Origin of the sequence: Parazoarcus communis, from assembly GCF_003111665.1 — a bacterium.
Classification (GTDB): domain Bacteria; phylum Pseudomonadota; class Gammaproteobacteria; order Burkholderiales; family Rhodocyclaceae; genus Parazoarcus; species Parazoarcus communis_B.
This window is the reverse complement of sequence record NZ_CP022188.1, coordinates 3,891,891-3,908,073: the sequence shown is the minus strand read 5'-3', so window position 1 is coordinate 3,908,073 and position 16,183 is coordinate 3,891,891. Positions and strand designations below refer to the sequence as shown.

11 protein-coding genes and 1 riboswitch are annotated in these 16,183 nt (G+C 63.0%); of the genes, 6 read left to right on the top strand and 5 right to left on the bottom strand.

Features of this window, described 5'->3' with window-relative positions; translation table 11 throughout:
* Positions 1–84 precede the first annotated feature (84 nt).
* The 3 genes from gcvP to gcvT all read right to left on the bottom strand — a co-directional run bounded on the left by gcvP (position 85) and on the right by gcvT (position 4,631).
* Positions 85–2,979: an aminomethyl-transferring glycine dehydrogenase gene (gene gcvP, locus CEW87_RS17850; RefSeq protein WP_108975146.1), complete on the bottom strand. Its 2,895-nt coding sequence runs from the start codon at positions 2,977–2,979 to the stop codon at positions 85–87.
* A gap of 67 nt (positions 2,980–3,046) precedes the next feature.
* Positions 3,047–3,430 carry a glycine cleavage system protein GcvH gene (gene gcvH / locus CEW87_RS17845; RefSeq protein ID WP_108977340.1) on the bottom strand — a complete coding sequence of 128 codons (384 nt, stop codon included), beginning with the start codon at positions 3,428–3,430 and terminating at the stop codon, positions 3,047–3,049.
* 109 nt (positions 3,431–3,539) lie between these two features.
* The gene (gcvT, locus tag CEW87_RS17840) at positions 3,540–4,631 is read right to left on the bottom strand and encodes a glycine cleavage system aminomethyltransferase GcvT (RefSeq protein ID WP_108975144.1); all 1,092 of its coding nucleotides are present in this window, start codon (positions 4,629–4,631) and stop codon (positions 3,540–3,542) included.
* A gap of 165 nt (positions 4,632–4,796) precedes the next feature.
* Positions 4,797–4,886: riboswitch (glycine riboswitch) on the bottom strand.
* A gap of 182 nt (positions 4,887–5,068) precedes the next feature.
* Here gcvT and CEW87_RS17835 point away from each other — a divergent pair.
* Positions 5,069–6,961 carry a SurA N-terminal domain-containing protein gene (locus CEW87_RS17835; RefSeq protein WP_108977338.1) on the top strand — a complete coding sequence of 631 codons (1,893 nt, stop codon included), beginning with the start codon at positions 5,069–5,071 and terminating at the stop codon, positions 6,959–6,961.
* Positions 6,962–7,322: 361 nt separating this feature from the next.
* On the opposite strand, the gene fabI is transcribed toward CEW87_RS17835, so the two are convergent.
* The gene (gene fabI, locus CEW87_RS17830; protein WP_108948384.1) at positions 7,323–8,114 is read right to left on the bottom strand and encodes an enoyl-ACP reductase FabI; all 792 of its coding nucleotides are present in this window, start codon (positions 8,112–8,114) and stop codon (positions 7,323–7,325) included.
* 176 nt (positions 8,115–8,290) lie between these two features.
* Here fabI and CEW87_RS17825 point away from each other — a divergent pair, with 176 nt between their 5' ends.
* The 5 genes from CEW87_RS17825 to CEW87_RS17805 all read left to right on the top strand — a co-directional run bounded on the left by CEW87_RS17825 (position 8,291) and on the right by CEW87_RS17805 (position 15,660).
* The gene (locus CEW87_RS17825) at positions 8,291–9,202 is read left to right on the top strand and encodes a bestrophin family protein (RefSeq protein ID WP_108975142.1); all 912 of its coding nucleotides are present in this window, start codon (positions 8,291–8,293) and stop codon (positions 9,200–9,202) included.
* 58 nt (positions 9,203–9,260) lie between these two features.
* A complete protein-coding gene (locus CEW87_RS17820) occupies positions 9,261–11,456 on the top strand; it encodes an ABC transporter substrate-binding protein (protein WP_108977336.1) in 2,196 nt (731 codons plus the stop codon).
* Positions 11,456–12,433 (top strand): ABC transporter permease, encoded by a 978-nt coding sequence (locus tag CEW87_RS17815; RefSeq protein WP_108975140.1) that lies wholly within the window; start codon positions 11,456–11,458, stop codon positions 12,431–12,433. Before CEW87_RS17820 ends, CEW87_RS17815 begins: the two co-directional genes overlap by 1 nt.
* Positions 12,434–12,435: 2 nt before the next feature.
* Positions 12,436–13,842 (top strand): ABC transporter permease, encoded by a 1,407-nt coding sequence (locus CEW87_RS17810; RefSeq protein WP_108975138.1) that lies wholly within the window; start codon positions 12,436–12,438, stop codon positions 13,840–13,842.
* Positions 13,843–14,100: 258 nt separating this feature from the next.
* Positions 14,101–15,660, top strand: coding sequence for a protein adenylyltransferase SelO (locus CEW87_RS17805; protein ID WP_108975136.1), 1,560 nt, complete (start codon positions 14,101–14,103; stop codon positions 15,658–15,660).
* Between the two features lie 48 nt (positions 15,661–15,708).
* On the opposite strand, the gene smpB is transcribed toward CEW87_RS17805, so the two are convergent.
* Positions 15,709–16,155, bottom strand: coding sequence for an SsrA-binding protein SmpB (smpB, locus tag CEW87_RS17800; RefSeq protein ID WP_108948379.1), 447 nt, complete (start codon positions 16,153–16,155; stop codon positions 15,709–15,711).
* Positions 16,156–16,183 lie beyond the last annotated feature (28 nt).

Sequence of the window (16,183 nt, the reverse complement as noted above, 5' to 3'; positions counted from 1 at the left end):
CGGGACACAAAAAAGCCACGCCCGTGGGCGTGGCTTCGTTGCGAAGCGCGTGGATTCTAACCCGGAAGCGGGCTCAGTCCGCGCTCAGTCGGCGTAGTCGCTCATCGGCACACAGGCGCAGAACAGATTGCGGTCGCCATGCACATCGTCGATGCGATTGACGCTCGGCCAGAACTTGTTCTCGGCTACCCAGGCCAGCGGAAAGACTGCCTGCTCGCGGGTGTAGGGACGATCCCAGTCACCCATGATGTCCGCCTGAGTGTGCGGTGCGTTCTTGAGCGGGTTGTTGTCCGCCTGCCAGATGCCGTTCTCGATCTGCCGCACTTCCTCGCGAATCGCGATCATGGCGTCGATGAAGCGGTCGATCTCGGCCAGATCCTCGGATTCGGTTGGCTCGACCATGATCGTTCCCGCGACCGGGAAGGACATCGTCGGTGCATGGAAACCGTAGTCCATCAGACGCTTGGCGATATCGACTTCAGTGATGCCGGTCGCGGCCTTGATCGGGCGGATATCGAGAATGCACTCGTGCGCCACGCGGCCCTTGCCGCCGGTATAGAGCACCGGGTAATGCGCGCCGAGGCGGCTGGCGAGGTAGTTGGCGTTCAGGATCGCCACTTCAGTCGCACGCTTGAGGCCGCTGCCGCCCATCATCGCGATGTACATCCACGAGATTGGCAGGATGCTGGCCGAGCCGAAGGGGGCGGCAGAGACTGCGCCCTGGCCCTTGTGCTGACGGTCGGCGTTGCCGGTGGGCGCAACGACGTGGTCGGCCATGAAGGGTGCGAGGTGCGCTGCCAGGCCGATCGGGCCCATGCCCGGTCCGCCGCCGCCGTGCGGGATGCAGAAGGTCTTGTGCAGGTTCATGTGCGACACATCGGCACCGATGGAGGCGGGCGAGGTGAGGCCGACCTGCGCATTGAGGTTGGCGCCGTCCATGTACACCTGGCCGCCATTTTCATGCACCACTGCGCAGATCTCGCGGATCGACTCTTCGAACACGCCGTGCGTCGACGGGTAGGTGATCATCAGCGCAGCAAGTTCATTGCTGTACTGGGCCGCTTTCGCCTTCAGGTCTTCCACATCGACGTTGCCGCGCTCGTCGCAATCCACCACTACGACCTTCATGCCGCACATCTGTGCGGTGGCCGGGTTGGTGCCGTGCGCCGACTTCGGGATCAGGCAGACCTTGCGCTGGATGTCGCCACGGCTGGCATGGTAGCGGGCGATGGCGACGAGACCGGCGTATTCGCCCTGCGCACCCGAGTTGGGCTGCATGCAGATTGCGGGAAAGCCGGTCACGGCGCGCAGGTAGTCGGCCAGCCCTTCGATCATCTGCAGGTAGCCCGTTGCCTGTTCACGCGGCGCGAAGGGGTGCAGATTGGCAAACTCCGGCCAGGTCACCGGAATCATCTCGCTGGTGGCGTTCAGCTTCATCGTGCAGGAGCCGAGCGAGATCATCGAATGGTCGAGCGCGAGGTCGCGGTTCTGCAGCTTCTTGAGGTAGCGCAGCATCTCGTGTTCGGTGTGGTGAGTGTTGAACACCGGGTGCGAGAGCACCGCGTCCGTGCGCAACAGGCCGGCCGGGATGGCGCCGCCAGCCTGTGCGACGCTGACGTCGAGAGCGTCGACATTGGCGGTGGCGCCGAAGCAGCCCAGCACGGTCTGAATGTCTTCCCGGGTCGTGGTTTCATCGACCGATACACCGATCGAGGTGGCCGACGCATGACGCAGGTTGTAACCGGCGGTGTCTGCGGCGGTCAGGATCTGCGCGGTGTGAACACCCGTATCGACTTCAATGGTGTCGAAGAAACTTGCGCTTGTGAGCTTGAAGCCGGCAGCACGCAGGCCTTCGGCGAGGATGGCAGCGTGGCGGTGAATGCGCGCAGCAATGGTCTTCAGCCCTTGCTGGCCATGGTAGACCGCGTAGAAGCCGGCCATGTTGGCCAGCAGCACCTGCGAGGTGCAGATGTTGGAGTTGGCCTTTTCGCGACGGATGTGCTGTTCGCGGGTCTGCAGTGCCATGCGCAGCGCGGTATTGCCACGGGCGTCCTTGGATACGCCGATGATGCGGCCCGGCATCGAGCGCACATGCGCCTCACGGGTGGCAAAGAAGGCGGCATGGGGGCCGCCGAAACCCATCGGCACGCCGAAACGCTGGGCCGAGCCGAGCGCGATGTCGGCGCCGAGCGAGCCCGGGCTCTTGAGCAGCACCAGCGCCATCAGGTCCGAGGCCAAGGCAACGACGGCACCTTTCGCCTTCAGTGCAGCGATAGGGGCCGCAAGGTCAGCAACTGCGCCATGAGCATTCGGGTACTGCAGCAGCGCGCCGAACACATCGTGCTCGCCGGCGCTGGCCGCGTCGCCGAACACGAGTTCGTAGCCGAAGAAATGCGCACGGGTGCGCACCACGTCGATGGTCTGCGGGAAGGTGGCCGCATCGACAAAGAAGGCGTTGGATTTCGACTTCGACACCCGGCGCGCCATGGTCATGGCTTCGGCTGCGGCGGTGGCTTCGTCCAGCAGCGAGGCGTTAGCCAGCTCCAGCCCGGTGAGGTCGATCACCATCTGCTGATAGTTCAGCAGTGCCTCAAGACGGCCCTGGGCGATCTCGGCCTGGTACGGGGTGTAGGCGGTATACCAGCCCGGGTTCTCCATCACGTTGCGCAGGATCACTGCGGGCGTGTGGGTGCCGTAGTAGCCCGCGCCGATCATCGAACGCTTGACGACGTTTTTCTCCGCGAGCTTGCGCAGGACTGCCAGCGCGACATGCTCGGGCTGGGGCTCGGCCAGCGGCAGCGGTACCTTGAGACGGATGGCGGCCGGAACCGTCTGGTCGATGAGGGCATCGACGTCGGCGACGCCGATGGCTGCACACATCTGAGAGATCTCGTCGGCGTTGGGGCCGATGTGACGATGGATGAAGGCATCGCGCTGCTCAAGCTGCGCAAGCGGGGCGGAGAGGAGGGTGTCGGTCATGTCGGATACGGCTGGCAATGTGGTGCGGAGCGGCTGGCAGACACCGTAAGGTGTCTGCCGAGGCGTCTTACTGAGCGGTTTCGGCGGTGTAGCCGGCAGCGTCGAGCAGGCCGTCAACATCGGCCGCATTGGCGGGCTTGAGCTTGAACAGCCAGGCACCGTAAGCGTCGGCATTGACGCCCTCGGGGGCATCGGCAACGTCCTGGTTGGCCGCGATGACCTCACCGGCGACCGGTGCGTAGATGTCGGAGGCGGCCTTGACCGACTCGATCACTGCGCAGGCTTCCTTGGCTGCAAGCTGGCGACCGGCTTCGGGCAACTCGAGGAAGACTACGTCGCCCAGCGCTTCCTGCGCGTGGTCGGTGACGCCGATGGTCAGGCTGCCGTCGGCTTCGACGCGGACCCATTCGTGGGAGGTGGTGTACTTGAGTTCGGCGGGGACGTTGCTCATGGAAATCTCCAGGATGTGTTCGCGATGCGAAAAGAAATGGCGGAAACGAGGGACTGCGGAATGATGGCGAGAGTGGCTGGCCGGCACCTGGCCGGTCAGCAATCGTAAATCAGGCGACGGCCTTGCCGTTGCGGGCGAAGGGCAGGCGCACTGCACGGGCCTTGAGCAGCTTGCCGCGAATTTCGACTTCGACCGTATCGCCGGCTTCGACTTCGAGCGGCAGACGCGCGAAGGCAATCGACTTTTCCAGCGTCGGCGAGAAGCTGCCGCTTGTGGTTTCGCCTTCGCCGGACGGCGTCATGACTTTCATGTGTGAGCGCAGCACACCCTTGTCCTCAAGAATGAGGCCCAGCACGCGACGGCTGGCAGGCTCGGCGACGAGTGCTGCCTTGCCGACGAAGTTGCGCGATTCGTCCTTGAAGTCGACGGTCCAGCTCAGGCCTGCGTTCAAGGGCGATACCTCTTCGTCCATGTCCTGGCCGTAGAGGTTCATGCCCGCTTCGAGGCGCAGCGTGTCGCGCGCACCCAGCCCGCAGGGGGCAACGCCCGCCGCGGTCAGGGCGACCCAGGCTGCGGCGGCCTGGTCGGCAGGCAGTGCGATCTCGAAGCCGTCTTCGCCGGTGTAGCCGGTGCGCCCGACAAAGATGTCGCCGATGGCTGCGCCCGAGAAGGGTTTGAGCGGCTCGCTCGCGGCACGCAACGCAGGCAGGGCCTGCCAGGTCTTCTCGCGGGCGTTCGGGCCCTGCACTGCGATCATGGCCAGATCGCGGCGGGCATTGAGGCTGACGTTGGCGCCGGTCGTTGCAATCTGCTTGCGCATCCAGGCCACGTCCTTGTCGGCGGTACCGGCATTGACCACGATGCGGTAGGTGGTGTCGGACAGGCGATAGACGATCAGGTCGTCGATCACGCCACCGTTTTCATTGAGCATGCACGAGTACAGTGCCTTGCCCGGCTCCTTGAGCTTGGCCACGTCGTTGGCGAGCAGGCCGCGCAGATACGGGGTGGCGTCGGCACCGTCGAGATCGAGCGACAGCATGTGCGAAACGTCGAACATGCCGGCGTCGCGGCGGACTGCATGGTGCTCTTCGATCTGGGAGCCGTAGTTGACCGGCATGTCCCAGCCGGCAAAGTCGACCATGCGTGCGCCTGCGGCGACGTGGGTGGCGTGAAGAGGGGTCTGTCTGACGGGTGCGTTCATGGAGGCTCCGGGCAAGTGAACGAAAAAGGGGCGAAGCCGGCATGATGCCTGTTCGCCCCATCTGTCCCTTGTACCTGAGAGATTCCAGCACGGTGTGCCGGGTGCCCCTTCGGTGGATGTGCAAGTCGGGATTCGCCCGAACTCACATCGCTCTCCAGAATTTCAATGCTGTGCGCGGTCCTTTTGCCTGAGCGATTCCGGGGGGTTACGCCTTCGGCGACTCTCTACGGGAGAGTGCTCTCCCGCGCAACGTGGCGGAAGATAGCATCCAGCACGACCCGGTCGCAACAGCAATTTTCGTCTGCCGGGCCTCGAGTGAGTGCGGCTGGCCGCTGTCACGCAGTCAGCCATCGGCCAGGATGCGCTACACTCCCGCCTCTGGCGCAAGCCTTACCGGTTTTGGCCAACCCAATTTTTTTGTTTTCACGGAAATCGAGATGTTCGAGGCTGTCCGCACTAACCCACGCGTCGCACAGGTCATTCTGGCCCTTCTTATCGTTCCCTTCGCCTTTTTCGGCCTGGATTCGTACTTTACGGACGGACCCGGCGGGGGCGAGGTTGCATCAGTCGGTGGCTCGCCGATCATGGCGGTGGAGTTCGACCAGGCGCTGCGCGAGCAGCAGGATCGCCTGCGCAATTCCTCGGATGGTCCGGTGGATCGCAGCCTGCTCGAATCCGAGGCGCTGCGTCGTGCCGTGATCGAGAACCTGGTCAATCGTCGGGTGCTTGCCCTTTATGCGGCAGAGAACCGCATGGTGGTGACGCCAGCACAGTTGCAGCAGACCATCTCCGAGGTGCCTTCGTTTCAGCAGGACGGACGCTTCTCGCTCGAGCGTTACGAGGCGCTGTTGCGCGCACAGGGGATGACCCCCGCGATGTTCGAAGCCCGTCTGGCCCAGGACGTCCGCGTTCAGCAACTGGCCCTGCCTGTGGGTGAGGGTTCGTTCGCGGCCGTCGCTTCGGCGTCCCGCTTCCTCTCGGCGCAGCTTGAAGAGCGCGAAGTCAGCGAGCTGAAGTTCCCGGTCAGCCGCTTTGCGAGCGAAGTGAAGCTGACCGATGAAGCGGTGCAGAAATACTACGATGCCAACGGCGCGAGTTTCGAGCGCCCGGCCCGCGTGAAGGTCGAGTACGTGGTGTTCGATGAAGCCGCACTGCAGCAGCAGGTCAGCGTGAGCGACGAAGAGATCAAGGCGTTCTACGAAGGTAATCGCGGCCGTTTCGGTCAGCCGGAAGAGCGTCAGGCACGGCATATCCTGATTCAGGTTGCGGCCGATGCCGACGAAGAGACAGTGAAGAAGGCGCGTGCCCAGGCTGAAGATATCCATGCCCGACTGAAGAAGGACCCGAAGCAATTCGAAGCACTGGCGGCGGAGTTTTCGCAGGATCCGGGTTCGTCGTCGCGCGGTGGCGACCTGGGCTTCTTTGGTCGCGGGATGATGGTTCAGGCCTTCGAGGATGCCGCTTTCTCGCAGGCAAAGGGTGAAATCGGCGACGTGGTTCGTTCCGACTTCGGCTTTCACATCATCCAGGTCAGCGATATTCGTGCGGCGACCACTCGTCCGCTCGACGCTGTGCGCGAAGAGCTCCGGGCCGAGCTGAGCAAGCAGGCAGCTGGGCGCCGTTTTGCGGAGCTGGCCGAGCAGTTTTCGAACACGGTCTACGAGCAGGCTGACAGCCTCAAGCCGGTCGCCGAGCTGCTCAAGCTGCCGATTCAGAAGACCGACTGGGTGCCCCGTGATGCGCAAGCGCTGGGCCCGTACAGTAACGCAAAGCTGATCGACGCCGTGTTTGCCGATGACGCGGTCAAGCATCACCGCAACACGCAGGCGATCGAAGTGGGTGGCAATACCCTGATCTCCGCCCGTGTCACGGATTACGAAGCCGCTCAGCGCCCGCCGCTGGATGAAGTGAAGTCCGCGATCGAGAAGCAGCTGCTTGCCGAAGAGGCGGGCCGTCTGGCTGCCGAGCGCGGTGCTGCCGCGTTGGCGGCGCTGCAGAAGGGCGAGTCGGTCGAGGGTGACTGGATCGCCGCACGCAAGCTGCAGCGCGGCGCTCCTGCGCTGCCTGGCAATGCAATGCAGGCGGTGTTTTCCGCCTCGAGCGCGAAGCTGCCGGCGTATGCGGGTGTCGCCCAGTTTGGCGAGGGCTACTCGATTTACCGTATCGATTCGATCAACCGGCCGACGCTTGCGGCTGATGACCCCCGGATTGCGGCTGTGGTGAGCCAGTATTCGCGCGTACTTGCCGAACGTGATTTTGCCGGCCTGGTTGCCGAGCTTCGTCAGCGCTACAAGGTTGCAATCAATCTGCCAGCCGTGCAGACCAACTAACGGGCGCGTCGGTACCCGCAGCTCAGTGGCGCGGGTGTCGGGGCGTGGGGCTGCGTGAGTTGCCGCCCATACAAAGGATCGTCCCTTCAGGGGGCTGAGCGCTTGCCGGCGCTTGGCCCCTTGTTCGTTTCAGGGCCGGGCGAGACTGGTGTGGTGGAAGTCGGCCGGCGTCTCGCCAGGACGGACGATGACGCGCACAGCGATGAGATGGCATCGAGCGCGAAGTGATTCCAGGGGCGCACGGGGCAGGCTGTGGCGCATCGAGCGCAGACAAAAAAAGCCCGGCGCATTTGCGACCGGGCTTTTTAACGCGATTGCGCGAGTGTGTGTCCGGGCCTTGGCACCGGACACACACCCGGTGTTACATCGGGTCGGCGTTGCCGAGGGCGGTGGTGTTGAACCCCGCGTCCACATACATGATTTCGCCGGTCATGCCGCTCGCCAGATCGGAACACAGGAAGGCCGCGGCGTTGCCGACTTCTTCGATGGTCACGTTGCGACGAAGCGGGGCGTTGTGTTCGTTGAACGACAACAACTTGCCGAAGCTGCCGATGCCCGACGCCGCAAGCGTCTTGATCGGACCAGCCGAAATGCCATTCACGCGCGTGCCTTCAGGTCCGAGGCAGACCGCCATGTAGCGCACGGATGCTTCGAGACTGGCTTTCGCAAGGCCCATGATGTTGTAGTTCGGCATGGTGCGAACCGCGCCCAGATAGGACAGCGTGAGCAGGGCACCATTACGCCCCTTCATCAGCGGGCGCGCAGCCTTGGCCAGCGCGGGGAAGCTGTAGGCGCTGACTTCCTGCGACAGGCGGAAGCCTTCGCGCGTAAATCCGTCGAGGAAGTCACCTTCGAGCGCATCGCTCGGCGCGAAGGCGATCGAGTGCACCAGCCCGTCGAGTCCGTCCCACTGCGCACCCAGTTGCACGAACAGATCATTGATCTGCTCGTCGTCCTGAACATCACAGGGAAACAGCATCGTGCTGTCGAAATCTGCGGCGAGTTTGGCGACACGGTCCTGAAAACGGTCATTCACGTAGGTGAACGCGAGTTGTGCGCCTTCGCGATGCATGGCCTTGGCAATACCGTAAGCAATCGAACGGTTGCTAAGCAGCCCGGTGATGAGGATCCGTTTACCGGCGAGAAAGCCCATGGAATCAAAACTCCGAATGACAGAACGCGAGATTATAGCGAAAACAGCCCTCGCGGAAGGGAGATGGGCATCTCAAGGATAAGAACGGCTACAAGTGAGTTGCCGCCTGAGGTCGAAAACCTGCCAGAATCGGGCCTGTATACCTCCCATCCACCGGGCTGTGCGCCCCATATATCGTGATCGTCCGTCCTCGTCCCCACTGGCTTCACCTGTTGTTCGTTCGCCACGGCTCCATCATTTACCGTATTTTTCCGCAGTTGCTGTTCACCACCGGCCTTGCCGCCGTGGTCGTGCTGGCACACGGGCAGTTGTTTCACTGGAAGGTGACGCTGACCTCCAGTCCGTTTTCGCTGATGGGCGTGGCACTCGCAATCTTTCTCGGTTTTCGCATCAACGCCAGTTACGACCGCTACTGGGAAGCACGCAAACTGTGGGGGCGGCTGCTGATCGAAGCGCGTAACCTGACCCGGCAGGCGCTGACGCTTACCAGTGCTGGCGAGGGTGTGCGTGACTTTGCGCTGACCCAGATTGCGTTCGTGCGGACGCTGCGAAACCAGTTGCGCGGTCGCCCGCTGGTGGAAGGTCTCGACGGGCTGATGTCTCCGGAGCGCATCGAAAGACTGGCTGCAGCCCGCTTCGCTCCAAATCTTGTGCTCTTGTGGTTGTCGGAATGGGTGCGTGACCGACGGGAGCGCGGCGAGATCGACCCGATCCTCGCGCAGCGCATGGAAACACCTCTGGGCGGTTTTTCCGATGTGCTCGGCGGGTGTGAGCGGATTGCAAGTACGCCCTTGCCGTTTACCTACTCGGTCATCCTCCACCGTACGGTGTACCTTTACTGCATGATGCTGCCCTTCGGGCTCGTCGACGCCATTGGGCTGATGACGCCGGTCGTCGTGGCCTTCGTGTCCTATACCTTTTTTGCGCTTGAAGCGCTCAGTGACGAAATTGAGGAGCCTTTCGGAAACATGCCCAACGACCTCCCGCTTGACGCGATGACCGCCGGCATCGAAGCCAGTTTGCGCGAGATGCTGGGCGAGGCCCCTGCGCCAGCGATGCTGCCCGATGCGCGCTACGTTCTGAGTTGATGGCACGAGACCGGCATACGTGAGTTCAGGATCGATCATCCCATTGGCGCTGGCCTGGATCCGGAGACGGCGTCGTGGCCTTGCAGCGCTGCTGTGTGCGCTTGCCGCAGGCTGCGGCCCCGTGCTGAACGATCCTTACCCGGCGGCCGAACGGGGCCAGAACATCCTGTACACGGCGTTTACCCAGCAGCCGAAGCATTTCGATCCGGTGCAGTCCTACAGCGAGGACGAAGCAACCTTCCTCTACCAGATCATCGAACCCCCACTGCAGTATCACTTCCTGAAACGTCCCTATACGCTTGAGCCTGCCGTGGCGGAGGCGGTGCCCAGTGTGCGTCTCTATGACGCGGGCGGCCGCGAGCTGCAGAACGATGCAGATCCGGCCAGGGTGGCGAAGAGCGTGGTCGAGATTCGTATCCGCCCGGGCATCATGTATCAGCCTCATCCGGCTTTCGCCCGTGACGAGAGTGGCGCACCTCGCTACATGGGGCTGGACGATGCGGCGTTGCGTGGCGTGCGCACGCTATCCGATTTTGCCGAGACCGGGACGCGCGAGCTCGAGGCCGGAGATTTTGCGCATCAGTTGAAGCGGCTGGCCGATCCCCATCTTCATTCGCCGATTTTCGAGCTGATCGCAGAGTATCTGCCAGGCCTGAAGACCCTTCAGGCCGAGCTGGTCGAGGCCGGGAAAACATCCGATGGCTGGATCGATGTCGGGGATTTCGAGCTTGCCGGGGTGGAGGTGGTCGACCGCTACACCTACCGGATCAGTCTGAAGGGCGTCTACCCGCAGTTCCTGTACTGGCTGAGCATGCCATTCTTCGGGCCTGTTCCGCCCGAGGTGGATCGCTTCTTCGGGCAGCCCGGCATGGCCGAGCGCAATCTGTCGCTCGATCGCTGGCCGGTGGGTACAGGGCCCTACATGCTGGTGGAAAACAATCCAAATTCCCGCATGGTGCTCGCCCGCAATCCCAACTTCAGGCTCGATCGCTATCCTTGCGAAGGTCAGGCAGGCGATGCCGAGGCGGGTTTGCTGGCCGATTGCGGCAAGCCGCTACCCTTTGTCGACAAGGTCGTGTTCTCGCGCGAACGCGAAGGCATTCCGTACTGGAACAAGTTTCTGCAGGGCTATTACGACGCTTCTGGCGTGTCCTCGGACAACTTCGACCAGGCGGTGACAATGACCAGCCAGGGTGAAGTGAACCTGTCCGAGGACATGGAGCAGAAGGGTATCAGGCTGCTGACCTCGGTATCGCCCGCGGTCTTCTACCTGGGATTCAATCTCCTTGATCCGCTTGTCGGTGGTGGCAAGGATGCTTCGCCGGCTGCGCGCGAGCGCGCCCGCAAGCTGAGGCAGGCAATCTCGATCGCGCTCGACATGGAAGAGTTCGTATCCATCTTTCTCAACGGGCGCGGTGTGCCTGCGATGCATCCGATTCCGCCTGGCGTGTTCGGCGCGCGCGAGGGCGAAGCCGGTATCAACCCGGTGGTCTACACCTGGCAAGACGGCGCGCCGGTGCGCCGCAGCCGTGACGAAGCGAAACGCCTGCTGGCGGAGGCGGGGTGGCCGGACGGGCGCAATGCGGAGACCGGCGAGCCGCTGATCATCCATCTCGACACGACCCCGGGCGGGCTTGGTGACAAGGCGCGCTCGGACTGGCTGGCCAAGCAGTTCCGCGAACTTGGTGTGCAGTTTATCGTGCGCCCTACCGATTACAATCGTTTCCAGGACAAGGTGCGTCAGGGCAATGCGCAGTTGTTCTTCTTTGGCTGGAGCGCCGATTATCCCGACCCCGAGAACCTGCTGTTCCTGCTTTACGGCCCCCAGGGCAAGGTCAGCTATCAGGGGCAGAACGGATCGAACTACCTAAACCCCGAGTACGACCGCCTGTTCGACCGCATGAAGGTGATGCCGGACGGGGCTGCGCGGCAGGCCGTCATTGACCGCATGGTCGCGATCCTGCAGCACGATGCGCCGTGGCTGTTCGGTTTTCACCCCAAGTCCTATTCGCTGCAGCATGGCTGGGTGTACAACCGCAAGCCGGGTTCGATCGTCCGCAACACGCTCAAGTACCAGCGAGTGGACGTGGCAGCCCGCGAACAGGCGCGTGCGCAGTGGAACCGGCCTGTGCGCTGGCCGCTCGCCGTGGTCGGTCTGCTGCTGGTGCTGATCATCCTGCCCGCGCTGCTGCATTGGCGGCGGCATGAACGGGCCACGGCGGTGGATGTGCCTGTGAAGCGGGGGGCGCGCTGATGCTGGGCTACGTATTGCGTCGGTTGTTGTACGCGATCCCGATCCTGATCGGGGTGAATCTGATCACCTTTCTGCTCTTCTTCGTGGTGAACTCGCCGGACGACATGGCGCGAATGCAGATTGGCGTCAAGCGCGCGACCCCGGAGGCGATCGAGCGCTGGAAGGTCGATCGCGGCTACGACAAGCCGATGTTCATCAACGAGACGAAGACCGGGACGGCCCGTATTACCGAAACCCTGTTCTTCGACAAGTCGCTGCGCATGTTCGCACTCGATTTCGGGCGCGCAGACGACGGGCGTGATATCGCCACTGAGATTCTGGACCGGATGGGGCCTTCGCTTGCCATTGCGTTGCCGACCTTCCTGCTGAGCCTGTTTGCATCGATCACCTTCGCCCTGCTGCTGGTCTTCTTTCGCGCGAGCTACCTCGACTTCTGGGGCGTGGTGCTGTGCGTGGCAATGATGTCGGTCTCGAGCCTGTTCTACATCATCGGCGGGCAGTGGCTTGTGTCCAAGCTGTGGGCGCTGGTGCCGATTTCGGGATACGCAGGCGGACTGGACGCCTTCCGCTTCCTGGTGCTGCCGGTTCTCATCAGTGTGATCGCCGGTCTGGGGTCGAGTGCGCGCTGGTACCGGACCATCTTCCTCGAGGAGATTTCGCGGGACTACGTGCGCACCGCCCGCGCCAAGGGCTTGTCCGAGCTCAGGGTGCTGTTCGGCCATGTCCTGCGCAACGCCCTGATCCCGGTGCTCACCGGCGTTGTCGTGGTCATCCCGCTGCTTTTCATGGGCAGTCTGCTGGTCGAGTCCTTTTTCGCCATCCCCGGCCTCGGCAGCTACACCATCGATGCGATCAACGCGCAGGACTTTGCCGTCGTGCGCGCGATGGTGTTCATCGGGTCGGTGCTCTACATCATCGGCCTGATCCTGACTGACCTTTCATACACGCTGGTCGATCCGCGTGTAAGGCTGGAGTAGCCATGGAATTTCAGCCCGTTTTGTTGTGGACCGATCTCCTGCTCTTTGTGCTGGTGGCTGGCGCGCTATTGATGACCATCCATGTCCGCCGTCACGAACCGCTGCGCGCGGCCTGGCGCAAGGTCGGGCAGCGTCCGGCGGGAATGGCATCGATGACCGTTTTGATGGCGTTCGTCGTGATCGGATTGCTCGACAGCATGCACTTCCGTGCGGCCTTGCCGCCGGTCGAGGGCCAGCCGGACGCCGCAACAATCTACTCATCCGAAGTGCTGAGCGTGCTGGACCACGCATTGGCGCCCCTGCGTCTGCGCACCGAGAAAACCTACTCGGCCCCTTTCGCCGACCGCCTTTACCAGCGTGAAACGGTTGAGCTCGCCGGCGGCGGGCAGACCCGGATCTACCCGCGCCTGGAGCACGGTGGCAGCCACCTTCCCGAAGGGGCTTCGATTGCGGCTGACCTGGCGCAGCACCTTGTGACCATCCTGAGTCACGCCGGCATGGCGATGCTTGCAATGCTGACGGTGCTCACCCTCGTCGTGGGGCGGGGACGCCAGGGGCGTTATGGGGATGCGCTGCGAGCCATCCTTTGCGGACACACGAAGCTTGCGTGGCGCGCTGCGCTGGTTACCACAGCATTGATTTCGCTGCTGGTGGCTGCGGCCTATGTGCTTGCGCCGCTCTATCACGTGATCGGGACCGACAAGGTGGGACAGGACGTGCTCTACCTGTCGCTCAAGAGCGTGCGTACTGCGCTCGTCATCGGCACCATCACCACGCTGGTCATGCTGCCATTCGCGGTTGCGCTCGGGATTGCAGCCGGGTATCTGGGCGGCTGGGTCGATGATGCCATTCAGTATCTGTACACGGTTCTGAATGCGATCCCGGGGGTCTTGCTGATCGCGGCGGCGGTGCTGATGATGCAGGTGGTGATCGACACGCACCCCGACTGGTTCGAAACGGCGGCCGAACGCTCGGACGCGCGCTTGCTGGCCTTGTGTTTCATTCTCGGGATTACGAGCTGGACCGGCTTGTGCAGACTGTTGCGCGGCGAGACCCTGAAACTTCGTGAGCTGGAGTACGTTCAGGCCGCACGTGCGTTCGGCGCCAGCACCGCGACCATCCTGCGGCGTCACATCCTGCCCAATGTCATGCATATCGTGATGATTGCGCTGGTCATGGACTTCTCGGGACTGGTGCTCGCGGAAGCGGTGTTGTCCTATGTCGGAATTGGCGTGGACCCGACAACGATCAGTTTCGGCACCATGATCAACATGGCGCGGGCCGAACTCGCCCGTGAGCCGATGGTCTGGTGGTCTCTCGCTGCCGCGTTCGCCTTCATGTTCGTGCTGGTGCTTGCGGCCAACCTGTTCGCGGACGTGGTTCGCGATGCCTTCGATCCACGGCGCTGACCCTCACGCTGTCTGAGGTCTGATGCGGTGGATTGACTGGGGCTTTCCGCACTCTGCCCGTTTCTTGCTTCCACGGCACATGGCTCAGCCCAGGCGGGCATCGAACTCATCAACGGATTAAGGTTCTATCCCTTATCGAAAACGAAGCGACGCCCACGGACCTGCGGGTCGCGCGGGCCTGCTTGACGCAAGAGCGCTCAGGTTCAGGCCATGCTTAAACAACAGGACATCATTTTGGACGCTCCAATGCCCAGCCCCATGAAAGACCTCCAGTTCGACAATCGCTTCGTTCGCGAACTTCCTGCCGACCCCGAGACCGGAAGCCGGCTGCGGCAGGTGCAGGGGGCGTGTTACTCGCGAGTCGATCCAACGCCTGTCAGCCAGCCCCGGCTGCTTGCATGGTCGCCCGAAGTTGCTGCGCTTCTCGGCTGGGACGCAAGCGATGTGGCGGACCCGATGTTCGCCGAGGTCTTCGGTGGCAACCGCCTGCTGACGGGCATGGAGCCATACGCTGCCTGCTACGGCGGACACCAGTTCGGCAACTGGGCGGGCCAGCTCGGTGACGGCCGTGCCATCACGCTTGGCGAGACGATAAACGGCAAGGGGCAGCGCTGGGAGCTGCAGCTCAAGGGCGCCGGCCCGACGCCCTATTCGCGCCGGGCGGATGGTCGAGCGGTGCTGCGCTCATCCATTCGCGAATTTCTGTGCAGCGAAGCAATGCATCATCTGGGGGTGCCGACGACCCGCGCGCTGTCACTGGTCGGTACGGGCGATGCAGTGGTGCGCGACATGTTCTATAACGGCAACCCGAGGCAGGAGCCGGGAGCAGTGGTGTGCAGGGTGGCGCCATCCTTCATTCGATTCGGCAGCTTCGAGATCTTTTCCGCACGCGGCGAGGTCGATCTGCTGGGGCGCCTGATCGACTTCACCATCGACCGTGATTTTCCCGAACTCGAAGGCGATGGCGCGCTGCGCCGCGTACGCTGGTTCGAGGAAGTGTGCCGTCGCACGGCGGTGATGGTGGCGCACTGGACGCGTGTCGGATTCGTTCACGGGGTGATGAACACCGACAACATGTCGATTCTTGGTCTCACGATCGATTACGGGCCCTATGGCTGGATCGACAACTTCGACCCCGACTGGACGCCGAACACCACGGACGAAGGCATGCGTCGCTATCGCTTTGGTCACCAGCCCAAGATCGCGCACTGGAACCTGTGGCAGCTCGCCAACGCGCTGTATCCGGCAATGCGCGATGCGGCGGCGCTGGAAGGGGCGCTCGCGCTGTTTGGCGACGTTTATGAGGCGGAGAACAGCAGGATGAGCGCCGCCAAGCTGGGGCTGGATGAATGGCGCGACGGTGATGGTGCCTTGCTTGAGTCCCTGCACCGCTTGATGTTCGAAGGCGAGATGGACATGAGCCTGTTCTATCGCGCGCTCGCCAATGTCGATACGCGGGCGCCGGATGCCGACCTTTTTGCCGATGTCTTTTACGACGAAAGTCGCCGCACTGAATCGCGACCGACGTTTGAAGCCTGGCTGGCGGAATACGCCGCACGGGTGGAGCAGGGGGGCGAGCCGGCCGAGGCCAGGCGCGCGCGGATGAATGCCGTCAATCCGCTCTATGTGCCGCGCAACTATCTGGCGCAGCAGGCGATCGATGCAGCGGAGCAGGGCGATCTGTCGCGTGTGAACGAGCTGCTGGACACCTTCCGGCGTCCATACGAAGTGCAGCCTGGGCGGGAGCACTTCGCTGCCCGGCGTCCCGAGTGGGCACGTAACCGTGCAGGCTGCTCCATGCTGTCCTGCAGTTCCTGAGCTCTGCGGTGGGCGCGAGCAGGGTGATTGCCTGCCGCGCCCGTTTGATCAGCCTTTCGCCCGCATCAGGCGCTGCTTTTCGCGTTCCCAGTCGCGCTTCTTGTCGTCCTCGCGCTTGTCGAACTGCTTCTTGCCCTTCGCCAGGCCAATTTCCGCCTTCACCCGGCCCTTGTTGTAGTGCAGGTCGAGCGGAACGAGGGTGAAGCCGGCGCGCTCGACCTTGCCAATCAGTTTGGCAAGCTCGTGGCCATGCAGCAGCAGCTTGCGGGTGCGGACCGGATCGGCGTGAATGTGGGTGGATGCGCTCGTCAGCGGGGTGATGTGCATGCCGAGGATGAAGAGTTCCTCGCCCCGCATGATGATGTAGGCTTCCTTGATGTTCGCGCGGCCGGCCCGGATGGCCTTGACTTCCCAGCCCTCGAGGACGAGCCCGGCCTCGTACTTCTCTTCAATGAAGTAGTCATGGTAGGCCTTGCGATTGTCGATGATGCTCATGGGCGGATATGTTCGTCCGGAATGACGG

Bases quoted from the DNA above. Each gene is read 5' to 3' on its own strand.
- gcvP (WP_108975146.1), bottom strand. From the start codon at position 2,979: ATGACCGACACCCTCCTCTCCGCCCCGCTTGCGCAGCTTGAGCAGCGC.
- CEW87_RS17815 (WP_108975140.1), top strand. From the start codon at position 11,456: ATGCTGGGCTACGTATTGCGTCGGTTGTTGTACGCGATCCCGATCCTG.
- smpB (WP_108948379.1), bottom strand. From the start codon at position 16,155: ATGAGCATCATCGACAATCGCAAGGCCTACCATGACTACTTCATTGAA.
- CEW87_RS17805 (WP_108975136.1), top strand. From the start codon at position 14,101: ATGAAAGACCTCCAGTTCGACAATCGCTTCGTTCGCGAACTTCCTGCC.
- CEW87_RS17810 (WP_108975138.1), top strand. From the start codon at position 12,436: ATGGAATTTCAGCCCGTTTTGTTGTGGACCGATCTCCTGCTCTTTGTG.
- CEW87_RS17835 (WP_108977338.1), top strand. From the start codon at position 5,069: ATGTTCGAGGCTGTCCGCACTAACCCACGCGTCGCACAGGTCATTCTG.
- fabI (WP_108948384.1), bottom strand. From the start codon at position 8,114: ATGGGCTTTCTCGCCGGTAAACGGATCCTCATCACCGGGCTGCTTAGC.
- gcvT (WP_108975144.1), bottom strand. From the start codon at position 4,631: ATGAACGCACCCGTCAGACAGACCCCTCTTCACGCCACCCACGTCGCC.
- gcvH (WP_108977340.1), bottom strand. From the start codon at position 3,430: ATGAGCAACGTCCCCGCCGAACTCAAGTACACCACCTCCCACGAATGG.